The 18,220-nt window shown below is 75.2% G+C and carries 18 protein-coding genes; 9 read left to right on the forward strand and 9 right to left on the reverse strand.

Going from position 1 to position 18,220, the window contains the following annotated elements; translation table 11 throughout:
- The first annotated feature begins 373 nt into the window (after positions 1 to 373).
- Together HLV61_RS10445 and HLV61_RS10450 are read left to right on the forward strand one after the other, a co-directional pair.
- Positions 374 to 1,756, forward strand: coding sequence for a carotenoid oxygenase family protein (locus HLV61_RS10445; protein ID WP_369255038.1), 1,383 nt, complete (start codon positions 374 to 376; stop codon positions 1,754 to 1,756).
- A gap of 41 nt (positions 1,757 to 1,797) precedes the next feature.
- Positions 1,798 to 2,781: a redoxin domain-containing protein gene (locus HLV61_RS10450; protein WP_369255040.1), complete on the forward strand. Its 984-nt coding sequence runs from the start codon at positions 1,798 to 1,800 to the stop codon at positions 2,779 to 2,781.
- Positions 2,782 to 2,802: 21 nt separating this feature from the next.
- Here HLV61_RS10450 and HLV61_RS10455 read toward each other — a convergent pair whose 3' ends face one another.
- Together HLV61_RS10455 and HLV61_RS10460 are read right to left on the reverse strand one after the other, a co-directional pair.
- Positions 2,803 to 3,543, reverse strand: coding sequence for an alpha/beta fold hydrolase (locus tag HLV61_RS10455; RefSeq protein WP_369255042.1), 741 nt, complete (start codon positions 3,541 to 3,543; stop codon positions 2,803 to 2,805).
- 131 nt (positions 3,544 to 3,674) lie between these two features.
- Complete coding sequence (locus HLV61_RS10460) at positions 3,675 to 4,598, reverse strand: alpha/beta fold hydrolase (RefSeq protein ID WP_369255044.1); 924 nt, start codon at positions 4,596 to 4,598, stop codon at positions 3,675 to 3,677.
- 168 nt (positions 4,599 to 4,766) lie between these two features.
- Between HLV61_RS10460 and HLV61_RS10465 the strand changes: the two genes are divergently transcribed.
- From HLV61_RS10465 to HLV61_RS10480, 4 genes are read left to right on the forward strand one after another with little or no spacing between them, the layout of a single operon-like run.
- Positions 4,767 to 7,607 carry a helix-turn-helix transcriptional regulator gene (locus HLV61_RS10465; RefSeq protein WP_369255046.1) on the forward strand — a complete coding sequence of 947 codons (2,841 nt, stop codon included), beginning with the start codon at positions 4,767 to 4,769 and terminating at the stop codon, positions 7,605 to 7,607.
- A gap of 36 nt (positions 7,608 to 7,643) precedes the next feature.
- Entirely contained in the window at positions 7,644 to 8,249 is a 606-nt protein-coding gene (locus tag HLV61_RS10470) for a molybdopterin-dependent oxidoreductase (protein ID WP_369255048.1), read from the forward strand.
- Positions 8,219 to 8,977: an FAD-binding oxidoreductase gene (locus tag HLV61_RS10475; protein ID WP_369255050.1), complete on the forward strand. Its 759-nt coding sequence runs from the start codon at positions 8,219 to 8,221 to the stop codon at positions 8,975 to 8,977. Before HLV61_RS10470 ends, HLV61_RS10475 begins: the two co-directional genes overlap by 31 nt.
- The gene (locus HLV61_RS10480) at positions 8,974 to 9,276 is read left to right on the forward strand and encodes a DUF6510 family protein (protein ID WP_369255052.1); all 303 of its coding nucleotides are present in this window, start codon (positions 8,974 to 8,976) and stop codon (positions 9,274 to 9,276) included. Before HLV61_RS10475 ends, HLV61_RS10480 begins: the two co-directional genes overlap by 4 nt.
- 48 nt (positions 9,277 to 9,324) lie before the next feature.
- On the opposite strand, the gene HLV61_RS10485 is transcribed toward HLV61_RS10480, so the two are convergent.
- The gene (locus tag HLV61_RS10485) at positions 9,325 to 9,759 is read right to left on the reverse strand and encodes a CBS domain-containing protein (RefSeq protein ID WP_369255054.1); all 435 of its coding nucleotides are present in this window, start codon (positions 9,757 to 9,759) and stop codon (positions 9,325 to 9,327) included.
- Between the two features lie 129 nt (positions 9,760 to 9,888).
- Entirely contained in the window at positions 9,889 to 10,575 is a 687-nt protein-coding gene (locus HLV61_RS10490; RefSeq protein WP_369255057.1) for an NRDE family protein, read from the reverse strand.
- Positions 10,576 to 10,800: 225 nt separating this feature from the next.
- On the opposite strand from HLV61_RS10490, the gene HLV61_RS10495 reads away from it, so the two are divergent.
- Both HLV61_RS10495 and HLV61_RS10500 read left to right on the forward strand, forming a co-directional pair.
- Positions 10,801 to 11,649 (forward strand): DivIVA domain-containing protein, encoded by an 849-nt coding sequence (locus HLV61_RS10495; RefSeq protein WP_369255059.1) that lies wholly within the window; start codon positions 10,801 to 10,803, stop codon positions 11,647 to 11,649.
- Between the two features lie 208 nt (positions 11,650 to 11,857).
- Entirely contained in the window at positions 11,858 to 12,226 is a 369-nt protein-coding gene (locus HLV61_RS10500; RefSeq protein ID WP_369255061.1) for a cupin domain-containing protein, read from the forward strand.
- Here HLV61_RS10500 and HLV61_RS10505 read toward each other — a convergent pair.
- Genes HLV61_RS10505 through HLV61_RS10525 form a run of 5 tightly spaced genes read right to left on the reverse strand, consistent with a single transcriptional unit; the run spans position 12,210 to position 16,583 of the window.
- Entirely contained in the window at positions 12,210 to 12,872 is a 663-nt protein-coding gene (locus HLV61_RS10505) for a transmembrane-type terpene cyclase (protein ID WP_369255063.1), read from the reverse strand. The two genes, HLV61_RS10500 and HLV61_RS10505, sit on opposite strands and share 17 nt — an antisense overlap.
- 24 nt (positions 12,873 to 12,896) lie before the next feature.
- A complete protein-coding gene (locus tag HLV61_RS10510; RefSeq protein ID WP_369255065.1) occupies positions 12,897 to 13,712 on the reverse strand; it encodes a succinate dehydrogenase/fumarate reductase iron-sulfur subunit in 816 nt (271 codons plus the stop codon).
- Positions 13,709 to 15,505, reverse strand: coding sequence for a fumarate reductase/succinate dehydrogenase flavoprotein subunit (locus HLV61_RS10515; protein ID WP_369255067.1), 1,797 nt, complete (start codon positions 15,503 to 15,505; stop codon positions 13,709 to 13,711). Before HLV61_RS10515 ends, HLV61_RS10510 begins: the two co-directional genes overlap by 4 nt.
- Positions 15,505 to 16,335: a hypothetical protein gene (locus tag HLV61_RS10520; RefSeq protein WP_369255069.1), complete on the reverse strand. Its 831-nt coding sequence runs from the start codon at positions 16,333 to 16,335 to the stop codon at positions 15,505 to 15,507. Before HLV61_RS10520 ends, HLV61_RS10515 begins: the two co-directional genes overlap by 1 nt.
- Positions 16,332 to 16,583, reverse strand: a complete 252-nt coding sequence (locus HLV61_RS10525) for a hypothetical protein (protein WP_369255071.1) — start codon at positions 16,581 to 16,583, stop codon at positions 16,332 to 16,334. Before HLV61_RS10525 ends, HLV61_RS10520 begins: the two co-directional genes overlap by 4 nt.
- A gap of 210 nt (positions 16,584 to 16,793) precedes the next feature.
- Between HLV61_RS10525 and HLV61_RS10530 the strand changes: the two genes are divergently transcribed.
- The gene (locus HLV61_RS10530; protein ID WP_369255073.1) at positions 16,794 to 18,194 is read left to right on the forward strand and encodes an FAD-binding oxidoreductase; all 1,401 of its coding nucleotides are present in this window, start codon (positions 16,794 to 16,796) and stop codon (positions 18,192 to 18,194) included.
- The last annotated feature ends 26 nt before the right edge of the window (positions 18,195 to 18,220 follow it).

An 18,220-nucleotide genomic window follows, 5' to 3' on the forward strand; every position in this document is an offset into this window, starting at 1 on the left:
CCCTCCTGCGGGTGTCGGGGCGGACCGTGCGGCCGGCGCCCGAGGGAACCGGGTGCCCGGTGTGCCCGGTGGGCCCGGGGTGTCCGTCGTCGCCATGCGGTCCGCCCTCCGAGGGTCGTCGCTGCGCACACCGTGACGTACCGGGACCCCTCGGGGGAGGGGACGGCGCCCGACCGCCAGGTGAGGCGGCATCCGACCGGGAGCCTCCGACCCCTGCGGGCACGCCGGACACCGCTGGGCCGGTGCGCACCCGGCCCGGAACGCAGGACCCGGGACCTCGATCCCTGTCCATCCGGGCACGCGAGGGCCAGGCTCGGGGGTGGACGGCGCGGACGAGGACGTCCGGGTCGACGCTCTCCGGAGGGCAGCCGCCGTGACCGACCGACCCGTGCTCCACCGCAGTCCCCACCTCCACGGCGCGTACGCCCCGGTGACGGAGGAGGTCACCGCGTTCGACCTGCCGGTGACCGGGAGCCTGCCGCCCGAGCTGGACGGCCGCTACCTGCGGAACGGGCCCAACCCGATGGGACTGGACGACCCGGGCCACTGGTTCCTCGGCGCGGGCATGGTGCACGGGCTCCGGCTGCGGGACGGCCGGGCGGAGTGGTACCGCAACCGCTGGGTCCGCTCCCGGGAGGTGGCGGGCGCCCTGGGGGAGCCGTGGCCGGCCGGGCCGGTGCACGCCGGCATGGACTTCGCCGCCAACACCCACGTCGTCGCCCATGCCGGGCGCACGCTGGCCACCGTCGAGGCAGGGCCGCTGCCGTACGAGCTCACCGCCGAGCTCGAGACCGTGGGTCCGTGCGACTTCGGGGGCACGCTGCCGGGCGGTTTCGCGGCCCACACCAAGCCCGACCGGCTGACCGGTGACCTGCACGCCGTCGCCTACTTCTGGGGCTGGGACCACGTCCAGCACGTCGTCATCGGCCCCGACGGCACGGTCACCGGGACCACCGACGTGCCCGTCACCGACGGGCCGATGATGCACGACTTCGCCCTGACCGAGCGGTACGTGGTGCTGTTCGACCTGCCGGTCACGTTCAGCATGGACGCGGCCGCGGCCGGATCGCAGCTGCCCTACACCTGGAACCCGTCGCACCAGGCCCGCGTCGGGCTGCTGCCGCGCGAGGGCGCGGTCCGCGAGGCCCGCTGGTTCGAGGTGGACCCGTGCTGGGTGTTCCACACCCTCAACGCCCACGACGACGGGGACCGTGTCGTCGTCGACCTGTGCCGCTACGACGGCGCCTACGACATGACGGTCCTGACCGAACAGGGCACGCTCACGCTGGAGCGCTGGACCATCGACCCCGCCGCCGGGCGGGTGACCCGGCAGGTCCTCGACGACCGCCCGCAGGAGTTCCCGCGCGTGGACGAGCGGGTGGTCTCCCGGCCGCACCGCTACGGCTACAGCGCCGTGACCGCCGAGCTCGACCGGACCACCGTGCGCATGGACGGGAGCTTCCGCGACGACGCCTTCGCCGGGGCGCTGCTGAAGCACGACCTGTCCGCCGGCACGGTCGAGGCGCACCGCTTCCCGCGGGACGCCGTCGTCGGCGAGGGCGTGTTCGCCCCGTCGGCGCCCGACGCGGCGGAGGACGACGGGTACGTCATGGCCTTCGTCCACGACCCCGAGCGCGGAGCCGCCGACCTGGTGGTCCTCGCCGCCCAGGACTTCGCCGGCCCGCCGGTCGCAGTCGTCCACCTCCCGGCGCGGATCCCGCTCGGCTTCCACGGCAGCTGGATGCCCGACCCGTGAGGACCGGGGCTCCGGCCCCGGACGAGAGAGCGGTGGAGCAGATGACCAGCACGACGACCGGGCTGCCCGTCGAGGGCACCCTCCCGTCCTTCGCCGGCGCGACCGCGTGGCTCGGCACGCCGCCGCTGACGCCCGAGGACCTGCGCGGACACGTGGTGCTCGTGGACTTCTGGACCTACACGTGCATCAACTGGCTGCGCACGGCGCCCTGGATCCGCGCCTGGGCCGAGGCCTACGCGGACCGGGGACTGGTGGTCGTCGGCGTGCACACGCCGGAGTTCCGGGTCGAGGCGGACCTGGACAACGTCCGCCGGGCCGTCACCGACCTGCGGCTCGGGTACCCGGTCGCGGTCGACAGCGACTACGCGGTGTGGCGGGCCTTCGGCAACTCCTACTGGCCGGCGCTCTACGCCGTCGACGCGCAGGGCCGCATCCGCCACCACCACTTCGGGGAGGGCGCCTACGAGGAGACCGAGCGGGTCCTGCAGGCCCTCCTCGAGGAGGCCGGGGCCGGCGGTGCCGCCGGGGACCTGGTCCGGGTCGCCGGCGAGGGGGTGGAGGCACCGGCCGACTGGCGGCACCTGCGGTCGCCCGAGACCTACGTCGGCGCCCTGCGCGCGGAACGCTTCTCCTCCCCGGGCGGGCTCGTCCCGGACCGGCCGCACGAGTACGCGTTCCCGGCGCGGCTGCGTGCGCAGCACTGGGCGCTGTCGGGGCGCTGGACGGTGGAGGAGGAGTCGGCCGTGCTGGCCGGGGACGCGGGGCGGATCGCCTACCGCTTCTCCGCCCGGGACCTCCACCTGGCCATGGGACCGGTCGCCGGCCCCGTGCGGTTCCGCGTCCTGCTCGACGGGCGGCCGCCGGGCGAGGCCCACGGCACCGACGTCGACGGCGACGGGTACGGGACGGTCGACCGGTCGCGGCTGTACCAGCTGGTCCGGCAGCCGGGACCCGTCGGCGAGCGGGAGTTCGAGGTCGGGTTCCCCGACGGGGGAGTGGCGGCCCAGGTCTTCACCTTCGGCTGACCGGGGCCGCCGCGCCGCCGGTCAGCCGGCGACCGCGCCGAGCGCCTGCTGGATGACGTCGGCCACCAGGTCCGGCCGGGACACCATGATCACGTGCGAGCCCTCCGCCTCGACCGCGGTCGCTCCCGCGCGCTCGGCCATGCGGCGCACGACGTCGCTGCCGGCCGCCTTGTCCCCGGTGGCCACCACGGCCCACGACGGCAGGCTGCGCCAGGCCGGCGCCCCGCTCTTCTGGCTGAAGGCGAGCGCGGAGACGGGGCGCTGCGTCGCCGCCATGACGCGGGCCTGCTCCTCGGACACGTCGGCGGCGAAGGCGTCGTGGAACATCTCCGGGTCGATCGAGAACTCGAGCTCGGTGTCGGCGCCGTTGCCCGTCGGGTAGCGCCGCCCGACGAGGGCGGTGTCGAGGACGCTGTCCCTCGAGTCGGCCTCGACGTCCTGGATGACCTCGCCCTCGTCCGGTGCGAAGGCGGCCACGTAGACCAGCCCCACGACGTTGCCGGCCGGCAGCGCCGCGTTGGTGATGACGGCGCCGCCGTAGGAGTGGCCCACGGCGAGCACCGGCCCCGGGATCTGCGCGAGGGCACTGGCCACGTAGGCGGCGTCGAGGGCGATGCCGCGCAGCGGGTTGGAGACGGACTGGACGGCCACCCCGTCGGCGAGGAGGCGGGCGACGACGCCGTTCCAGCCGGAGCTGTCGGCGAACGCGCCGTGCACGAGGGCGACGGTCGGGGTCGAACCGGTGGACGGTGCACTGGTCATGGCGGGTCTCTCCTCCGGGAGCGGGGACCGGGTGGGCGCTGCCGGTGCCGGCGCCGTCCCGGGACGGGCGGGACGCTCGTCGCAGCGGAACGGGCGGGGCAACGGTCAAGTGACCCGGGAGGCGGGCGGCGCTACGCCGGGACGGCCCGCTCGGCGCCGTGGAAGGACCGGAGGGCGGCCAGGACCTCCCGCGGGCACTCCTCGACCAGGAAGTGGCCGCAGTCGAGGGCCCGGCCGGTGACGTCGTCGGCCCAGTCGCGCCAGACGGCGAGGGTGTCGTACCAGACGGCCAGCACGCCCCGGCCTCCCCAGAGGACCTGGGTCGGGCAGGTGATCCGCCGGCCTGCGGCGCGGTCCGCGTCGTCGTCCCGCCGGTCGCAGGTGGCCCCCGCGCGGTAGTCCTCGCACATCGCCTCGACCGTCGCCGGGTCGCGGGCGCACCGCGCGTAGTCGGCCACCGCCGCGGGCGGGAAGCCGCGGATCACACCGCCGAACTCCGCGTCGAAGAGGAACGACTCCGGGTCCCGCCCGACGATCCGCTCCGGGATCGGGTGGGGCTGGGCGAGCAGGCCCCAGTGCCAGTAGGCGAGGGCGAAGCGGTCGTCGGCGCGGGCCCAGACCTCGCCGGTGGGGACGACGTCCATCACGGTCAGGCGGCGGACCACCCCGGGGGAGTCCAGGGCCATCCGGTAGGCGACCCGCCCGCCGCGGTCGTGCCCCGCCACGTCGAAGCGGTCGAAACCGAGCCCGCCCATCAGGGCGGCGCAGTCCTGCGCCATGGCCCGCTTGCCGGCTCCCTCGTGGCCGGGCACCCGGGGCGGCGCGGTGCTGTCCCCGTAGCCGCGCAGGTCCGGCGCCACGACCGTGAACTCCTCGGCCAGGTCCCCGGCGACGAGGGCCCAGGCGAGGTGCGTCTCCGGATAGCCGTGCAGGAGGAGCAGCGGGGGACCGGAACCGCCCACCCGGACGCGCAGCGTGACCTCGCCGACGCGGACGCGCGACGGCCGGAGGTCGTCGAAGCCCGGGGGGAGCGCGGCAGCGTGCGGATCCGTCACGGGTCCTCCCGGGGTCTCCGGCCGACGGGTCGGCCCAGGGCCGGAGCGTGACCCGGTTCCGGTCCCCGGCGCATGAGTCAGCCGGCTCGTGCACGGGCCGGAGGGCACTGGTCGTCCGCGGGTCCGCGGTGGGAGTCTGGCGCCCGCCGCTCAGCCAGGGGGACACCGATGGACGACGTCCGCTCCCGGGCCCACGCTCCGGAGCTGGTCGGACGGACGGCGGACCTCGACCTCGTCCGGTCCTTCCTCGACCGGGCCGCCGACTCGGGTGCCGCGCTCCTGCTCGCCGGTGGCCCCGGGGTCGGGAAGAGCGTCCTGCTCGACGACGCCTGCCGGAGCGCGGCGGCGAGGGGCGCGCGCGTGTTGCGGGCCTCCGGGGTGGAGTTCGAGGCCGAGGTGAGCTTCGCGGGGCTCAACCAGCTGTTCCTGCCCCTGCACGACCGGCTGGCGGACCTGTCCGACCTGCACCGCGACGCGCTGACCGTGGCACTCGGGATGGGCTCCGGACCGGCCCCGGGCAGGCTGGTGGTGTCCGCGGCGGCCCTGGCGCTGCTGCGACTGGCCACGGCGGAGGGCCCACTCCTCGTCGCCGTCGACGACCTGCAGTGGCTCGACCGGTCCAGCGCCGCCGTCCTGGGGTTCGTCGCCCGCCGGCTCGAGGGCAGCTGCATCGGCTTCCTGGGCGCCGTCCGGAGCGAACCCGACTCGTTCCTCCTGCACGCCGGCCTGCCCCGGCACGACGTGCCACCCCTCGGCGACGCCGACGCGACCGACCTGCTGCGCAGCCGGTTCCCCGCGCTGGCCCCGGGGGTCCGGCGGCGCGTGGTGTCGGCCGCCCGGGGCAACCCGCTGGCGCTCCTCGAGCTGCCCGGGTCGATGACGGAAGCACAGCGGCTGGCGGCCGAGCCGCTCCCGCCGTCGCTGTCCCTGAGCGTCCGTCTGCAGGCCCTCTTCGCCGACCGGGTGCGCGGGCTGCCGCCGGACACCCGCCGGTTGCTCCTGCTGGCCGCCCTCGACGGGACGGGAGACCTCCGGCCCCTGCGCGCGGCCTCGTCCGGCGACGGCTGGCTGGACGAACTGGCCCCGGCCGAGCGGGCGGGGGTGGTGCACACGGACACGTCCGCCGACCGGGTCGCCTTCCGGCACCCCCTCCTCGGCGCCGCGGCCGTGGGACTGGCGACCAGCGGCGAGCGGCGGCGCGCGCACGCGGTGCTCGCCGACCTGCTGACCGACGATCCCGAGCGGCGCGCGTGGCACCTGGCCGAGGCGGTCGCCGGCCCGGACGAGCGGGCCGCCGCGCTGCTCGAGGTTGCCGCGCACCTGGCCCTCCACAAGGGGGACGCCGTGCGCGCCGTCCGCGCGCTCCTGCGCGCCGCGGACCTCAGCCCGCGCGGCGCCGACCGGGGCCGCAGGCTGGCCGAGGCCGCCTACGTCGGGGCCGACGTGGCCGGGCGCCTGAGCAGCGTCCCGGACCTGCTGGTCGAGGCGCGGCGGGCCGATCCCGGGACCGGGGGCTCCCTCCAGACGGCGGTGGCCGCCGCGCACCACCTGCTCAACGGGGAGGGCGACGTCGACACCGCGCACCTCGTGCTGGTCCGCGGGATCGAGGACGCGCTGGGGCGGGGGTCCGCGGGCGGTGTGGAGGAGGCCCTCCACACCCTCATGGTGGTGTGCCACTTCAGCGGGCGGGACGAGCCGTGGTCCGCCTTCGAGGCGGCGCTGGCCCGGCTCGGGCCCGGCGTCCCCCCGCTGCTGTCGGTGTCGGGCCGGGTGTACGGCGACCCGGCCGCCGCCTCGACGGCCGAGCTCGACCGGCTGGAGGCGCTCGTCGCGACCATCGACGAGGAGGTGGACCCGGTCCGGATCGTGCGGGTCGCCATCGCCGCCTTCTACGTCGACCGGCTCGCCGCCTGCCGCGGGGCGCTGTGGCGGGTGGTCCGGGACGGGCGCGACGGCGGAGCGGCGGCCAGCGCCGTCAGCGCGCTGATGATGCTGTGCCACGACGCCTTCCGGGACGGGCGGTGGGACGAGGCTGCGCGCACGGCGGAGGAGGGCGTCGCCTGGAGCGAGCGGCTCGGGTACCGGCTCGTCGCCCTCCCCGGCCTCTACTGCCTGGCCCTCGTCGCAGCCGCGCGGGGTGACGACGAGGCCACCCGGTCCCTGACCGACGAGATGGTGGCCTGGGCCGCGCCACGCGGGGTGATGATGCTGGGGCACTTCGCCGCCCGGGCGCGGGCGCTCGCCGCGCTCGGCCGGGGCGACTACGAGGAGGCCCTGCGGCTCGGCACGTCGATCAGCCCGGCGGGCGTGCTGGAACCGCACGTCCCCGTGGCGCTGTGGACGGCCCGGGACCTGGTGGAGGCGGCGGTGCGCACCGGGCGCTCCGCCGAGGCCGCGGCCCACGTGGCGGCCGTGCAGCGCGCCGCCGTCTTCCGGCACGGCCCCCGGCTGGCCCTCATCGCGGCGGGCTCCGCGGCCCTCGCCGCCCCGGCGGAGGAAGCCGGCGCCCTCTACCGGGAGGCGCTGACCTCCCGCGGTGCCGGGCAGTTCCCGTTCGAGCGGGCGAGGACCCAGCTCGCCTTCGGCGAGCACCTGCGCCGGACGCGGGCGACCTCGGAGGCGCGGGTCCAGCTCGCCGCGGCCCTGGAGACGTTCGAGCGCCTCGGCGCGCGGCCCTGGATCACCCGGGCCGCGGCCGAGCTGCACGCCAGCGGCCTGCCCGCCCGCGCGCCGTCCGGGGACCGCGACTGGGCCGCCCTCACCCCGCAGGAGCACGAGATCGCCTCGTTGGCGGCCTCCGGGTTGTCGAACAAGGAGATCGGCACCCGTCTCTACCTGTCCCCGCGCACGGTGTCCGGGCACCTGTACCGCGTCTTCCCGAAGCTCGGGATCACCACCCGCGCCGCGCTGAGGGACGCCCTGGGGCCCGCACCGCGCCCGGCTGCCGGGTCGGGCGAGGGGTCCGGATCGAGTCGGATGTCGGATGGAGCCGGCCGCCGCGCTCCCTAGCCTGGCCGCGTCGGAGCTGCCCCGGGAGGAGACGTCATGTCGGTGTTGTCCCGTGGTTTCGGGCGGGGGAGGGCCCGGCCCGCCGACGATCGCCTGCCCCCGGGTCAGTACGACGCGGGGCGCGACTTCCCGGTCCTGTCCGCGGGACCGACCCCGCACACGCCACTGGCGCAGTGGGACCTCGCCGTCGACGACGGCACCGACGCGCTGCAGCGGTGGAGCTGGGCGGAGTTCCGGGACCTGCCGCACGAGGCGGTCACCGTCGACATCCACTGCGTGACCAAGTGGTCGAAGTTCGGCACGCGGTGGGAGGGGGTGGCGGTCGACCGGCTGCTGCAGGACGTGCCCACCACCGCCACGCACGTGCTGGCCACGTCCGACGGCGGGTACACGACCAACGTGCCGCTGGCCGACCTCACCGGCGGACGGGCCTGGGTCGTGGACACCTACGAGGGGGAGCCGCTCGCTCCGGAGCACGGCGGTCCGGCCCGCCTCCTGGTGCCGCACCTGTACTTCTGGAAGAGCGCCAAGTGGCTGCGGCGGCTGACCCTGCTCCACCACGACCAGCCGGGCTTCTGGGAGACCTTCGGCTACCACCTCTACGGCGACCCGTGGCGCGAGCAGCGGTACAGCGGCGACTGACCTGGCTGCGCGCCAGGGTGCTGGACAACCGGGCGGAGACGCCCAGGGTGCACCGGCTGGTCCTCGACGTCCCCGGGTGGCCGGGTCACCTCCCCGGTCAGCACGTCGACGTCCGCCTCACCGGCGAGGACGGGTACACCGCCGAGCGGAGCTACTCCCTCGCCTCGCCGCCGGAGGTGCCCCTGCTGCACCTGCTGGTCGAGCGGCTGGACGACGGCGAGGTCTCGCCCTACCTGACCGACGAGGTCCGGCGCGACGACGCCTTCGAGCTGCGGGGCCCCATCGGAGGGTGGTTCGTCTGGTCGGTGTCGGCCGACCGGGCCGACCGGGAGGCGGCCCGGCGCCCGGTGCAGCTGGTCGCCGGGGGAGCCGGGGTCTCGCCGTTCGTCGCCATGCTCGACCACCACCGGCGGCTCGACAGCCCGACCCGGATGCAACTCCTCTACTCCGCCCGGACGCAGGAGGAGGTCCTGGGCAGGGACGTCCTCGGACCGGAGACGACGGTCACGCTGACCCGGCAGGCGCCGGAGGGCTGGCACGGCGAGACCGGCCGCATCGACGCCGGCATGCTCGAGCGCCGCACGTTCGCCCCGGCCGAACGTCCCCGGACCTACGTCTGCGGCCCCACCGTCTTCGCCGAGGCCGTGGCCACCGCCCTGGTCGGTCTCGGGCACGACCCGTCCGCCATCCGCATCGAACGCTTCGGCAGCGCAGGGGAGTCGTCATGACCGACACGACCGATCCCGTCTCGGCCCGCCGCCTCGACGGGAACGCTGCCGGGGGGCCGCTGGCCGCCCTGTTCGCCGTGGACGTCACCGCGGCGCGGTCCCGCTGCGCCGCCTGCGGCTCGACGTCGGCGCTCGGTGAGCACCTCGTCTACGCCGACGCGCCGGCGATGGTGGTGCGCTGCCCCACCTGCACGGAGGTGGTGCTGCGCGTCGCGTCCCGGGAGGGCCGCATGCTGCTGGACCTCAGCGGCGCCGCGCTGCTCACCGTGCCCATGCCGGTGGTCGCCGACGACACCTGACGACCGGGGCCCGGCGGCGGGACCGGACGACGGACCTCCTCGACGCCGTCAGGCCGGCCCGACCAGCACGCGGCAGAGGTCGGTCATGCTGACGATCCCCTCGGACCCGCCGTCCCCCACGACGACGAGGTGGTGGACGCGTGCGCCGATCATCAGCCGGAGCGCGGCGTCGACCGGCGTGTCCGGGTCCACCGTCACCGGCTCCCGCCCGGCGAGGACGTCACTGATCCGCCGGCGCTCGAGGTCCTCGCCGTCGGCGACCGCCTGGGTGATGTCGGCGTCGGTGACCACCCCGAGGGGACGGCGACGGGCGTCGTCGCTGACGACCACCAGCGCACCGTCCTGCGACCGCTTGATCAGGTAGGCGGCCGCGGCCAGGTGCGCCCGCGTCTCGACCGTCGTCGTCGCGGGGCGCACCACCTCGGCCACCGTCGGCTGCCGGACGGTGGTCTGCGTCGTCCCTGGGTTCGGGCCTGCGGACACGTGCGTTCCTCTCCGGCCGGGTGCACCTCGCCCCGGACGGCCCCCGGGTCGCGGCGGTGCGGCAGCTCCGAGTCTCGCGGGGCCCGTACGGGGCGGCATGCGTCAGATGACCCGCCGGAGGACCGCCGCTCAGCCGACGGCGAGGGAGTCCCAGGGCCGCCCGGTCCAGGGCTCCCGGCTGGAGCTGAGCCGGAGCCGGCCGGGCTCGGCCTCGACCAGCTCGCCGAAGACGGTCGCGAAGACCCGGCCGTCCTCCTCGTGGCGCACGACGAGGGCGCCGGGGTCGTCGGCCGGCGGCGCGTCCTGGACCAGCCGGCGCCACCCCTCGGCACCGTCGGCCGCGGCGAAGGCCGGCAGGTACCGCTCGGTCTTGCGGTCCTCCGGCCCACCGGAGGTGACCATGACGGTGCCTTCCGCGTGCCGGGTCTCCGACAGCCGCTCGCCGTCGAAGTCCCAGGTGAGGAGCGCTCCGGGCGCCGCCAGGACGAGCAGGAAGGAGGCCATGCCGGCGAGCTCGACGTGCGTGCGCCAGCCGGTGCCGTGGGCGACGGCGAGCAGCGGCAGGACCCCCCGGCTGGCCGCCCCGGGATCGGCGTCGCGCTTCTGCGGGCGGTTGAGGACCAGCGCGGTGGCCCCCGTCCCGACCCGGCTGGCACACCACGTCCCGCCGGCGAGGCGGTCCCGGCCGCCGACGACGTCGGGGTGCTGGGGCCACCAGCGACCCGGGTCGTCGAAGGGGCGGCTGGTCAGCTCGTCGCGCAGGGCGAGGACCCGGACCGGCTGACCCTCGGACCAGCGGACGACCACCGTGCACATGAGCGCATCCTGCACCGCCGCTCTCGGTGGGGAGTGCAGCTCACCCACGGCACAGGCGCGGCGACGGAGAGGAGCGACGTCAGGAGGGTCGCGAGGAGCGCGGACGGAGCACCGCCGTGCGCGCCGGGGGAGCGGGATCGTGCTCCCGTACCGATGGCCCGAGTGCATCCGGCACCCGGCCCACCCGACTCCACGGGCCCAGCCGGAGCGAGGAGGCGGATCGCCATGTCCCGTTCGACCGACGTCGCCCCGGGAGCACACCGCGCGGACCGCGACGACACGGCTCCGGTCGACGTCGTCCCCGGCCCCGGACGTCGTCCCAACCTCTCCGGTGACCTGGACGGCCTCCTCGTGGGCCCGCCGGAGTTCCGCAGGCGCTCGATGGGTTACGACCGCCTCCAGGTCGACAACTACGTGGCCTGGGTGGAGGCGGAGCTGGAGAGCAGCCGCCGGGAGACCGAGGACGTCCTGGAGCGGTACGGCCGGTGCTCCGCCGAGCTGGCGCTGGCCCGGGAGCTGCTCGCCCACTCACCCGCCGGGCAGGAGATGGTGCACCTGTCCGAGCGGATCGGCACCATGCTCCAGCTGGCCGCCGACGAGGCCGCCGAGATCACGAGCACCGCCCGGGCCGAGGTCGAGCGGTTGCGGGCCGAGGCCGAGGCCGACCGCACCCGGGCGGCCGAGGCCCTCGAGCGGATCGGGGCGGACCACGCGCGCCTGGCCGCCGAGGCCGCGCAGGAGCGCGCCCGCTGCGACGCCGAGGCCGCGGAGCGCCGCGACCGGCTCGACCGCGAGGCCGCGGCGCGCCGTGACCGCGAGGCGCGCGAGGCCGCCGAGCTCGTCGCGCGGCAGGACGAGGCGGCCCGCGTGGAGCGGGAGGCGGCGTCGGCCGCGGCCGACGCGCACCTCGCCCGGGTCCGCGCCGCCGTCGCCGAGCTGGAGCGCCGCGAGGAGGCCGTCCGGTCCTCACTCGCGCGGATGGCCGACCGGCTCGACGAGGCCCTCGCGGAGCTGGCCGACACCCTGCCCGCGGCCGGCCTGCGGCTGGAGGTGCCGCAGCAGGCCGCCTCCTGACCACGGCGCGGGTGTCCCACCGCCCCCTCCGGCAACGCCGGGATCCCGCCGGGGACGCCCCGAGCCCGCGGCCACCGGGACCCTGACGACGGGCCGCAGGTCCGGTCGTCTGACCGGTGCGTCCCTGCACGTCCCCGCCGGATGGTGGGGTCCTCGTCCGTGCGCCCCGGGGCGTACGTCCCGCTCGGAACAGGAGGGCCCGGCCGTGGTGTCCGAACCCGCAGTCCGTCCCGCGTCCCCGCCGGACGCCTTCGCCGGCAGGCTCGAGCGGACGGAGGTCCAGCGCGGTCCCTCCTCGATCCCCGGCCGGGAGATCGTCCAGGTCCTCACCCGGATCCCGGTCGGCGTCGCCTCCGGCTGGCACACCCATCCCGGCGAGGAGGTCGGCTACATCCTCGCCGGGACGGTGACGATGGCGATCCGCGGCCGGGACACCCTGACGCTGCACGCGGGGGACGGGTTCCTCATCCCGCCCGGTGTCCCGCACGACGCCCGCGACGTCGGTCCCGGGACCGGGCAGATGCTCTCGACCTACGTCGTGGCGACCGGGCAGCCGCTGGTCACGCTGCTCGGCTGACCTCGGCACCGGTCCCCGGGCCGTCGCGGAAGGCCTCCGGGTGCGCCCGGGCCCGCGCCATCAGGGCGACGTAGCCGGCGTCGACCACGAAGCACAGGGCCCCGATCGTGAGGACGAACGGGGAGCCCTCGTGGACGCCGAAGACGATCGTGGGGGCGGCGGTCCCGATCCACTTCGCGACGGCGATGGTCATCGACTGCCCCCGCGGGCCGCCGCGCCCGATGAACATGGCGACGAACAACCCGGACATGAGCAGGTTCTGCAGGAACGCGCTGTAGCGCGCCGCCTGCGGGAAGCCGAACTCCGCGACGAACGCCCACTGGACGACGAACGCCGTGGCGAACAGGCCGGTTGCGCCCCACCCGAAGACGGTCCGGCTCACCCAGGACGGGAACTCGGCGCGGCCGTACCGGAGGAAGGTGGCCACGATCACGAGGTCGGCGAGCGCCCAGACCACGTTGACCCAGGCCTGCAGGCCCGGCTCGTTCGCCAGGCCCCACACCGAGTAGATCGACTCCCAGGCGATGTTCAGCGCGAGGGCGGCCACCGGCAGCGCGTAGGTCCGCTGCGCGAACCCGATCCGGACGGCCTCGACGTAGACCACGGTCCAGGCGATCCCGCTGAGCGCGGTGAGGAAGGCGATCATCGGTCCTCCCGGCCCGCGGCCGGGTCACTGCCGCGGGCGCCGTCCGATCTTCGACCCGAGCCAGGTGAGCGGGTCGAACCTGCGGTCCACCACCCGCTCCTTGAGCGGGATGATCCCGTTGTCGGTGAGGTGGATGCCCTCGGGGCAGACCTCCGAGCAGCACTTGGTGATGTTGCAGTAGCCGAGGCCGAACTCGTCCTGGGCGGCGTCCCGGCGGTCGCGCACGTCTAGCGGGTGCATGTCCAGCTCGGCCAGCCGGATGAGGAAGCGCGGCCCGGAGAAGGCGGACTTGTTCTCCTCGTGGTCGCGGATGACGTGGCAGGTGTCCTGGCAGAGCCAGCACTCGATGCACTTGCGGAACTCCTGCGGCCGCTCGACGTCGACCTGCTGCATCCGGTGGTTCCCGTCGGGGTCCCGCGGCCGCGGGGTGAACGCGGGGACCTGCGCGGCCTTCTCGTAGTTGAAGGAGACGTCGGTGACCAGGTCGCGGACGACCGGGAAGGTCCGCAGCGGGGTGATCGTCACCGGCTCGTCCTCGGCGAAGGTGTTCATGCGCGTCAGGCACATCAGCCGCGGCCGCCCGTTGACCTCCGCGCTGCACGAGCCGCACTTGCCGGCCTTGCAGTTCCACCGGACGGCGAGGTCACCGGCCTGGGTGGCCTGCAGCCGGTGGACGACGTCGAGGACGACCTCGCCCTCGTTCACCGCGACGGTGTAGGTCTGCAGCTCCCCGCCGGTGGCGTCACCTCGCCACACCCGCAAGGTGGCGTCGTACCCACCGCCGTCCCCGCGCCGGCCCTCGTCGACCGACCCCAGGCTGGGCTCCCCGGCCTCCGTCACGGCGCCTCCTCGAACACCTCGGCGAGCTCCGGCGGCATCTGCGGCAGCGGCTGCCGGGCCACGTGCACCCGGCCGTCCGCCGACCGCGTGCAGACCAGGTTGGTGCGGCCCCACTCCGGGTCGGGGGCGGGGAAGTCGTCGCGGGTGTGCCCGCCGCGGCTCTCCTCGCGCTCGAGCGCCGCGCGGGCGACGCACTCGCTGACCAGCAGCAGGTGCGGCAGGTCCAGGGCCAGGTGCCAGCCGGGGTTGTACTGCCGGTGCCCCTCGACCGACAGCGCCGCGACCCGGTCCCGGAGGGCGGCGATCCGCGCCAGTGCCTGCTCGACCTCCGGCGCGGTGCGGATGATCCCGACCAGGTCGTGCATCGTCTGCTGCAGCTCCGACTGCACCGTGTACGGGTTCTCGCCGCCCTCCCGGTCGAACGGCGCCAGGGCCGCCCGCGCCGCGTCGGCCAGCGTCTCCTCGACGAGCGCGACCAGCCCGGCCCGCTTCCGGGCGTGCTCGGCGGCGGCGGCCCCGGCGCGGCGGCCGAACACCAGCAGGTCCGACAGCGAGTTGCCGCCCAGCCGGTTGGACCCGTGCATCCCGCCGGCGACCTCGCCCGCCGCGAACAGCCCGGGCACGCGGGCGGCCGCGGTGTCCGGGTCGACCTCCACGCCGCCCATCACGTAGTGGCAGGTCGGGCCGACCTCCATGGCCTCGGCGGTGATGTCGACGTCGGCCAGCTCCTTGAACTGGTGGTACATCGACGGCAGCCGCTTGCGGACGTACTCGGCCGGGCGGCGGCTGGCGATGTCGAGGAACACCCCGCCGTGGGGCGTGCCGCGGCCGGCCTTGACCTCGCTGTTGATGGCGCGGGCGACCTCGTCGCGCGGCAGCAGCTCGGGCGGGCGCCGGTTGTTCTTCTTGTCCTCGTACCAGCGGTCGGCCTCGTCCTCGGTCTCCGCCGTCTCCTTGCGGAAGTAGTCCGGGATGTAGTCGAACATGAACCGGTTGCCGGCCGAGTTGCGCAGCACACCGCCGTCACCGCGCACGCTCTCGGTCACGAGGATGCCGCGCACCGACGGCGGCCAGACCATCCCGGTGGGGTGGAACTGGACGAACTCCATGTTCACCAGCCCGGCGCCGGCCTGCAGCGCCAGCGAGTGCCCGTCGCCGGTGTACTCCCACGAGTTCGAGGTGACCTTGTAGGCCTTGCCGATGCCGCCGGTGGCCAGCACGACCGACGGGGCCTCCCAGGCGACGAAGCGCCCCGACTCCCGCCAGTAGCCGAACGCCCCGGTGACGCCCTCGTCGTCGGTGAGCACCCGGGTGACCGTGCACTCCATGAAGACGTCGACGCCGAGGGCGACGGTGCGCTGCTGCAGGGTGCGGATGAGCTCCAGGCCGGTGCGGTCGCCGACGTGGGCGAGGCGGGCGAAGCGGTGCCCGCCGAAGTCGCGCTGGCTGATCAGCCCGTCCGGGGTGCGGTCGAACAGCGCGCCCCAGTCCTCGAGCTCGCGGACCCGGTCGGGCGCCTCCTGCGCGTGCAGCTGGGCCATGCGCCAGTGGTTGAGCATCTTCCCGCCGCGCATGGTGTCCCGGAAGTGCACCCGCCAGTCGTCCTCCGGATAGGCGTTGCCCATCGCCGCGGCGATGCCGCCCTCGGCCATGACGGTGTGTGCCTTGCCGAGCAGGGACTTGCAGACGACGGCGGTGCGCGCCCCGTCCTCGTGCGCGGCGATCGCGGCCCGCAGGCCCGCACCGCCGGCCCCGACCACCACGACGTCGTAGGCGTGCCGCTCGAGCTCCATCAGAAGAACCTCGGATCGGAGATGGTGCCGGTGGCGAGGAGCAGGACGTAGAAGTCGGCGAACGCGACGGTGAACAGCGAGGCCCACGCGTACTGCATGTGCCGGGCGTTCAGCCTCGACACCGCCGTCCACGCCCGGTAGCGCAGGGGGTGCTTCGAGAAGCTGTTCAACCGGCCGCCGACGATGTGCCGGCAGGAGTGGCAGGAGACCGAGTACAGGAACAGCAGCACCGCGTTGACCAGCAGGATCACCGTGCCCAGACCCATGTGGCCCCACTCGCCGGTCTCGTCCCGGAACCCGCGGACGGCCTCGTAGAAGAGGATCACGTTGAAGAGCAGCGCGGCGTACAGGAAGTACCGGTGGACGTTCTGCCCGAGCAGCGGGAGCCGGGTCTCGCCGGTGTACCGGCGGTGCGGTTCGGCGACCGCGCACGCCGGCGGGGACAGCCAGAAGGAGCGGTAGTAGGCCTTGCGGTAGTAGTAGCAGGTCAGGCGGATGCCCAGGGGCAGCACGAGGATGTAGAGCGCCGGCGAGATCCAGGCCGGGCCGGTGAAGAACTCGGGGAAGCTGTCGCCCTCGCACCGCGTCGTGACGCACGGCGAGTAGAACGGCGAGATGTAGGGCGAGGCGTGGTAGTGCGCGTTCTGGAAGGCCCGGAACGACGAGTACGCGACGAACAGCACCAGGACGACGACGGTGACCAGCGGCTGCACCCACCAGCGGTCTGTGCGCAGGGTCCGTGCCGCGATCGCCGCGCGCCGCGGGGCCGGACCGCCGTCGCCGCGTCCGGCCGAGGTCGCCCCCGTCCCGCGCGGCGCGGTGGTGGTCACCGGCGGGTGCGGCCGGACCCGCCGATGCCCTCGTCGTCGCCGTCGCCGTAGACGGCCGCGAACGGCTCGTACGTCGCCCGGGACGGGGCGCCGCACAGCAGGGCGAGGTCGTCGCGCAGCCGGGCGACGTCCATCCTCAGCCGGCGGGCGTCCACCGAGTCCCCGAAGTAGCGGGTCAGCGGTGCGCACGCCCGTTCCAGCGCGTCCACCGCTCCGCGGGCCGCCGCCACGTCCTGTTCGAGGGACACCGCTGCCTCCAGACCCCGCCGGCGCTGGCTGAGACGGGCAGTCGACCACGGACGGGGAGTCGCCGGAAGGGGGTGCTGCGCCGCCGTTCCACCCCGACAGCGGGACCTCCGGCCGTGTCCTGGACCTCCGCGGTCCTCCTAGCGTGGCGTCGCGCTCCGCGCGTCCCCCGACCGCGGGTGCGTGCCCATCGAGGTGGATGAGGAGCAGCCATGACGCAGGAACTGTCGACCCTGGCTGACCGCGTGACCGGCACGGTCATCCGTCCGGGGGACCCGCAGTACGAGGAGGCGCGGCGCGTCTACAACGGGATGGTCGACGCGCGCCCCGCCGGGATCGTCCGCTGTGCCACGGAGGAGGACGTCGTCGCCGTGGTGCGGTACGCGGCCGAGCACCGCAGGGACCTCGCCGTCCGCGGCGGCGGGCACAGCGTGCCGGGGTTCGGCACGGGTGACGGGGCGATCGTCGCGGACCTCTCGCCGATGCAGTCCGTGCAGGTCGACGACGCGCACCGCACCGCGACGGCCGGCGGCGGCACCACCTGGGGCCGGTTCAACGACGTCACGGCCGCCCACGGCCTGGCCACGCCCGGCGGGATCGTCTCCACCACGGGGATCGGCGGGCTGACCCTCGGCGGCGGGATCGGCTACCTCAACCGGGCCCACGGGCTGTCCTGCGACAACCTGCTGTCGGCCCGCGTGGTCACCGCCGACGGCAGCCGGCTGACCGCCGCCGAGGACGAGAACGCCGACCTGTTCTGGGCGCTGCGCGGCGGTGGCGGCAACTTCGGCGTCGTCACCGAGTTCACCTACCGGCTGCACCCCGTCGGTGACGTGCTGGTCGGGCTGATGTTCTTCGAGCTGGCCGACGGCCCGGCGGTCTTCCGCTCCTTCGACGACCTGCTGGACGAGGCGCCGCGGGACTACGGCGGCTACCCGGCGATGCACCTGGCACCGCCGCTGCCGTTCGTCCCCGAGGACCGCGTCGGGCAGCCCTTCGCCGTCATCGTCTCCAGCTGGACCGGCGACCCGGACGAGGGACACCGGTTCCTCGACCGGTTCCGCCGGGTGGCGACCCCGGCCGCGGAGATGGAGGCGCCGATGCCCTACCCGGCGCTCAACGCGCTGTTCGACCCCCTGCTGCCGCCCGGCATGCAGCACTACTGGAAGAACGCCTTCGTCACCGAGCTCACCGACGACGCGATCGCCGCCCACATGGAGATGGGCGCCCGGATGCCGGCCGTCACCTGCGCCATGCACATGTACACGCTGGACGCCGCGGTGCAGGAGGTGCCCTCCGACGCCACGGCGTTCGGCCACCGCGACGCCCGCTACGTGGCCAACATCGCCGGCATGTGGCACGACCCGGCCGAGAACGAGGCCAACACCGCCTGGGTGCGCGACTACTTCGCCGCCCTCGCGCCGCACTCCGAGGCCGGCGGGTACGTCAACTTCGCCTCACCGGACGACCAGCACCGGGCACTGGCGGACTACGGCGCCAACCACCAGCGGCTGACCGAGGTCAAGCGCCGCTACGACCCCGGCAACCTGTTCCACCTGAACCAGAACATCGAGCCCTCGCCGGTGCCGGCGCCGCGGGGCAGCACGGGCTGAGGCGCCCGGCCGCTGACCGGCGCTAC

The sequence above is a fragment of the Geodermatophilus amargosae genome (assembly GCF_041028265.1).
Lineage (GTDB): Bacteria > Actinomycetota > Actinomycetes > Mycobacteriales > Geodermatophilaceae > Geodermatophilus > Geodermatophilus amargosae_A.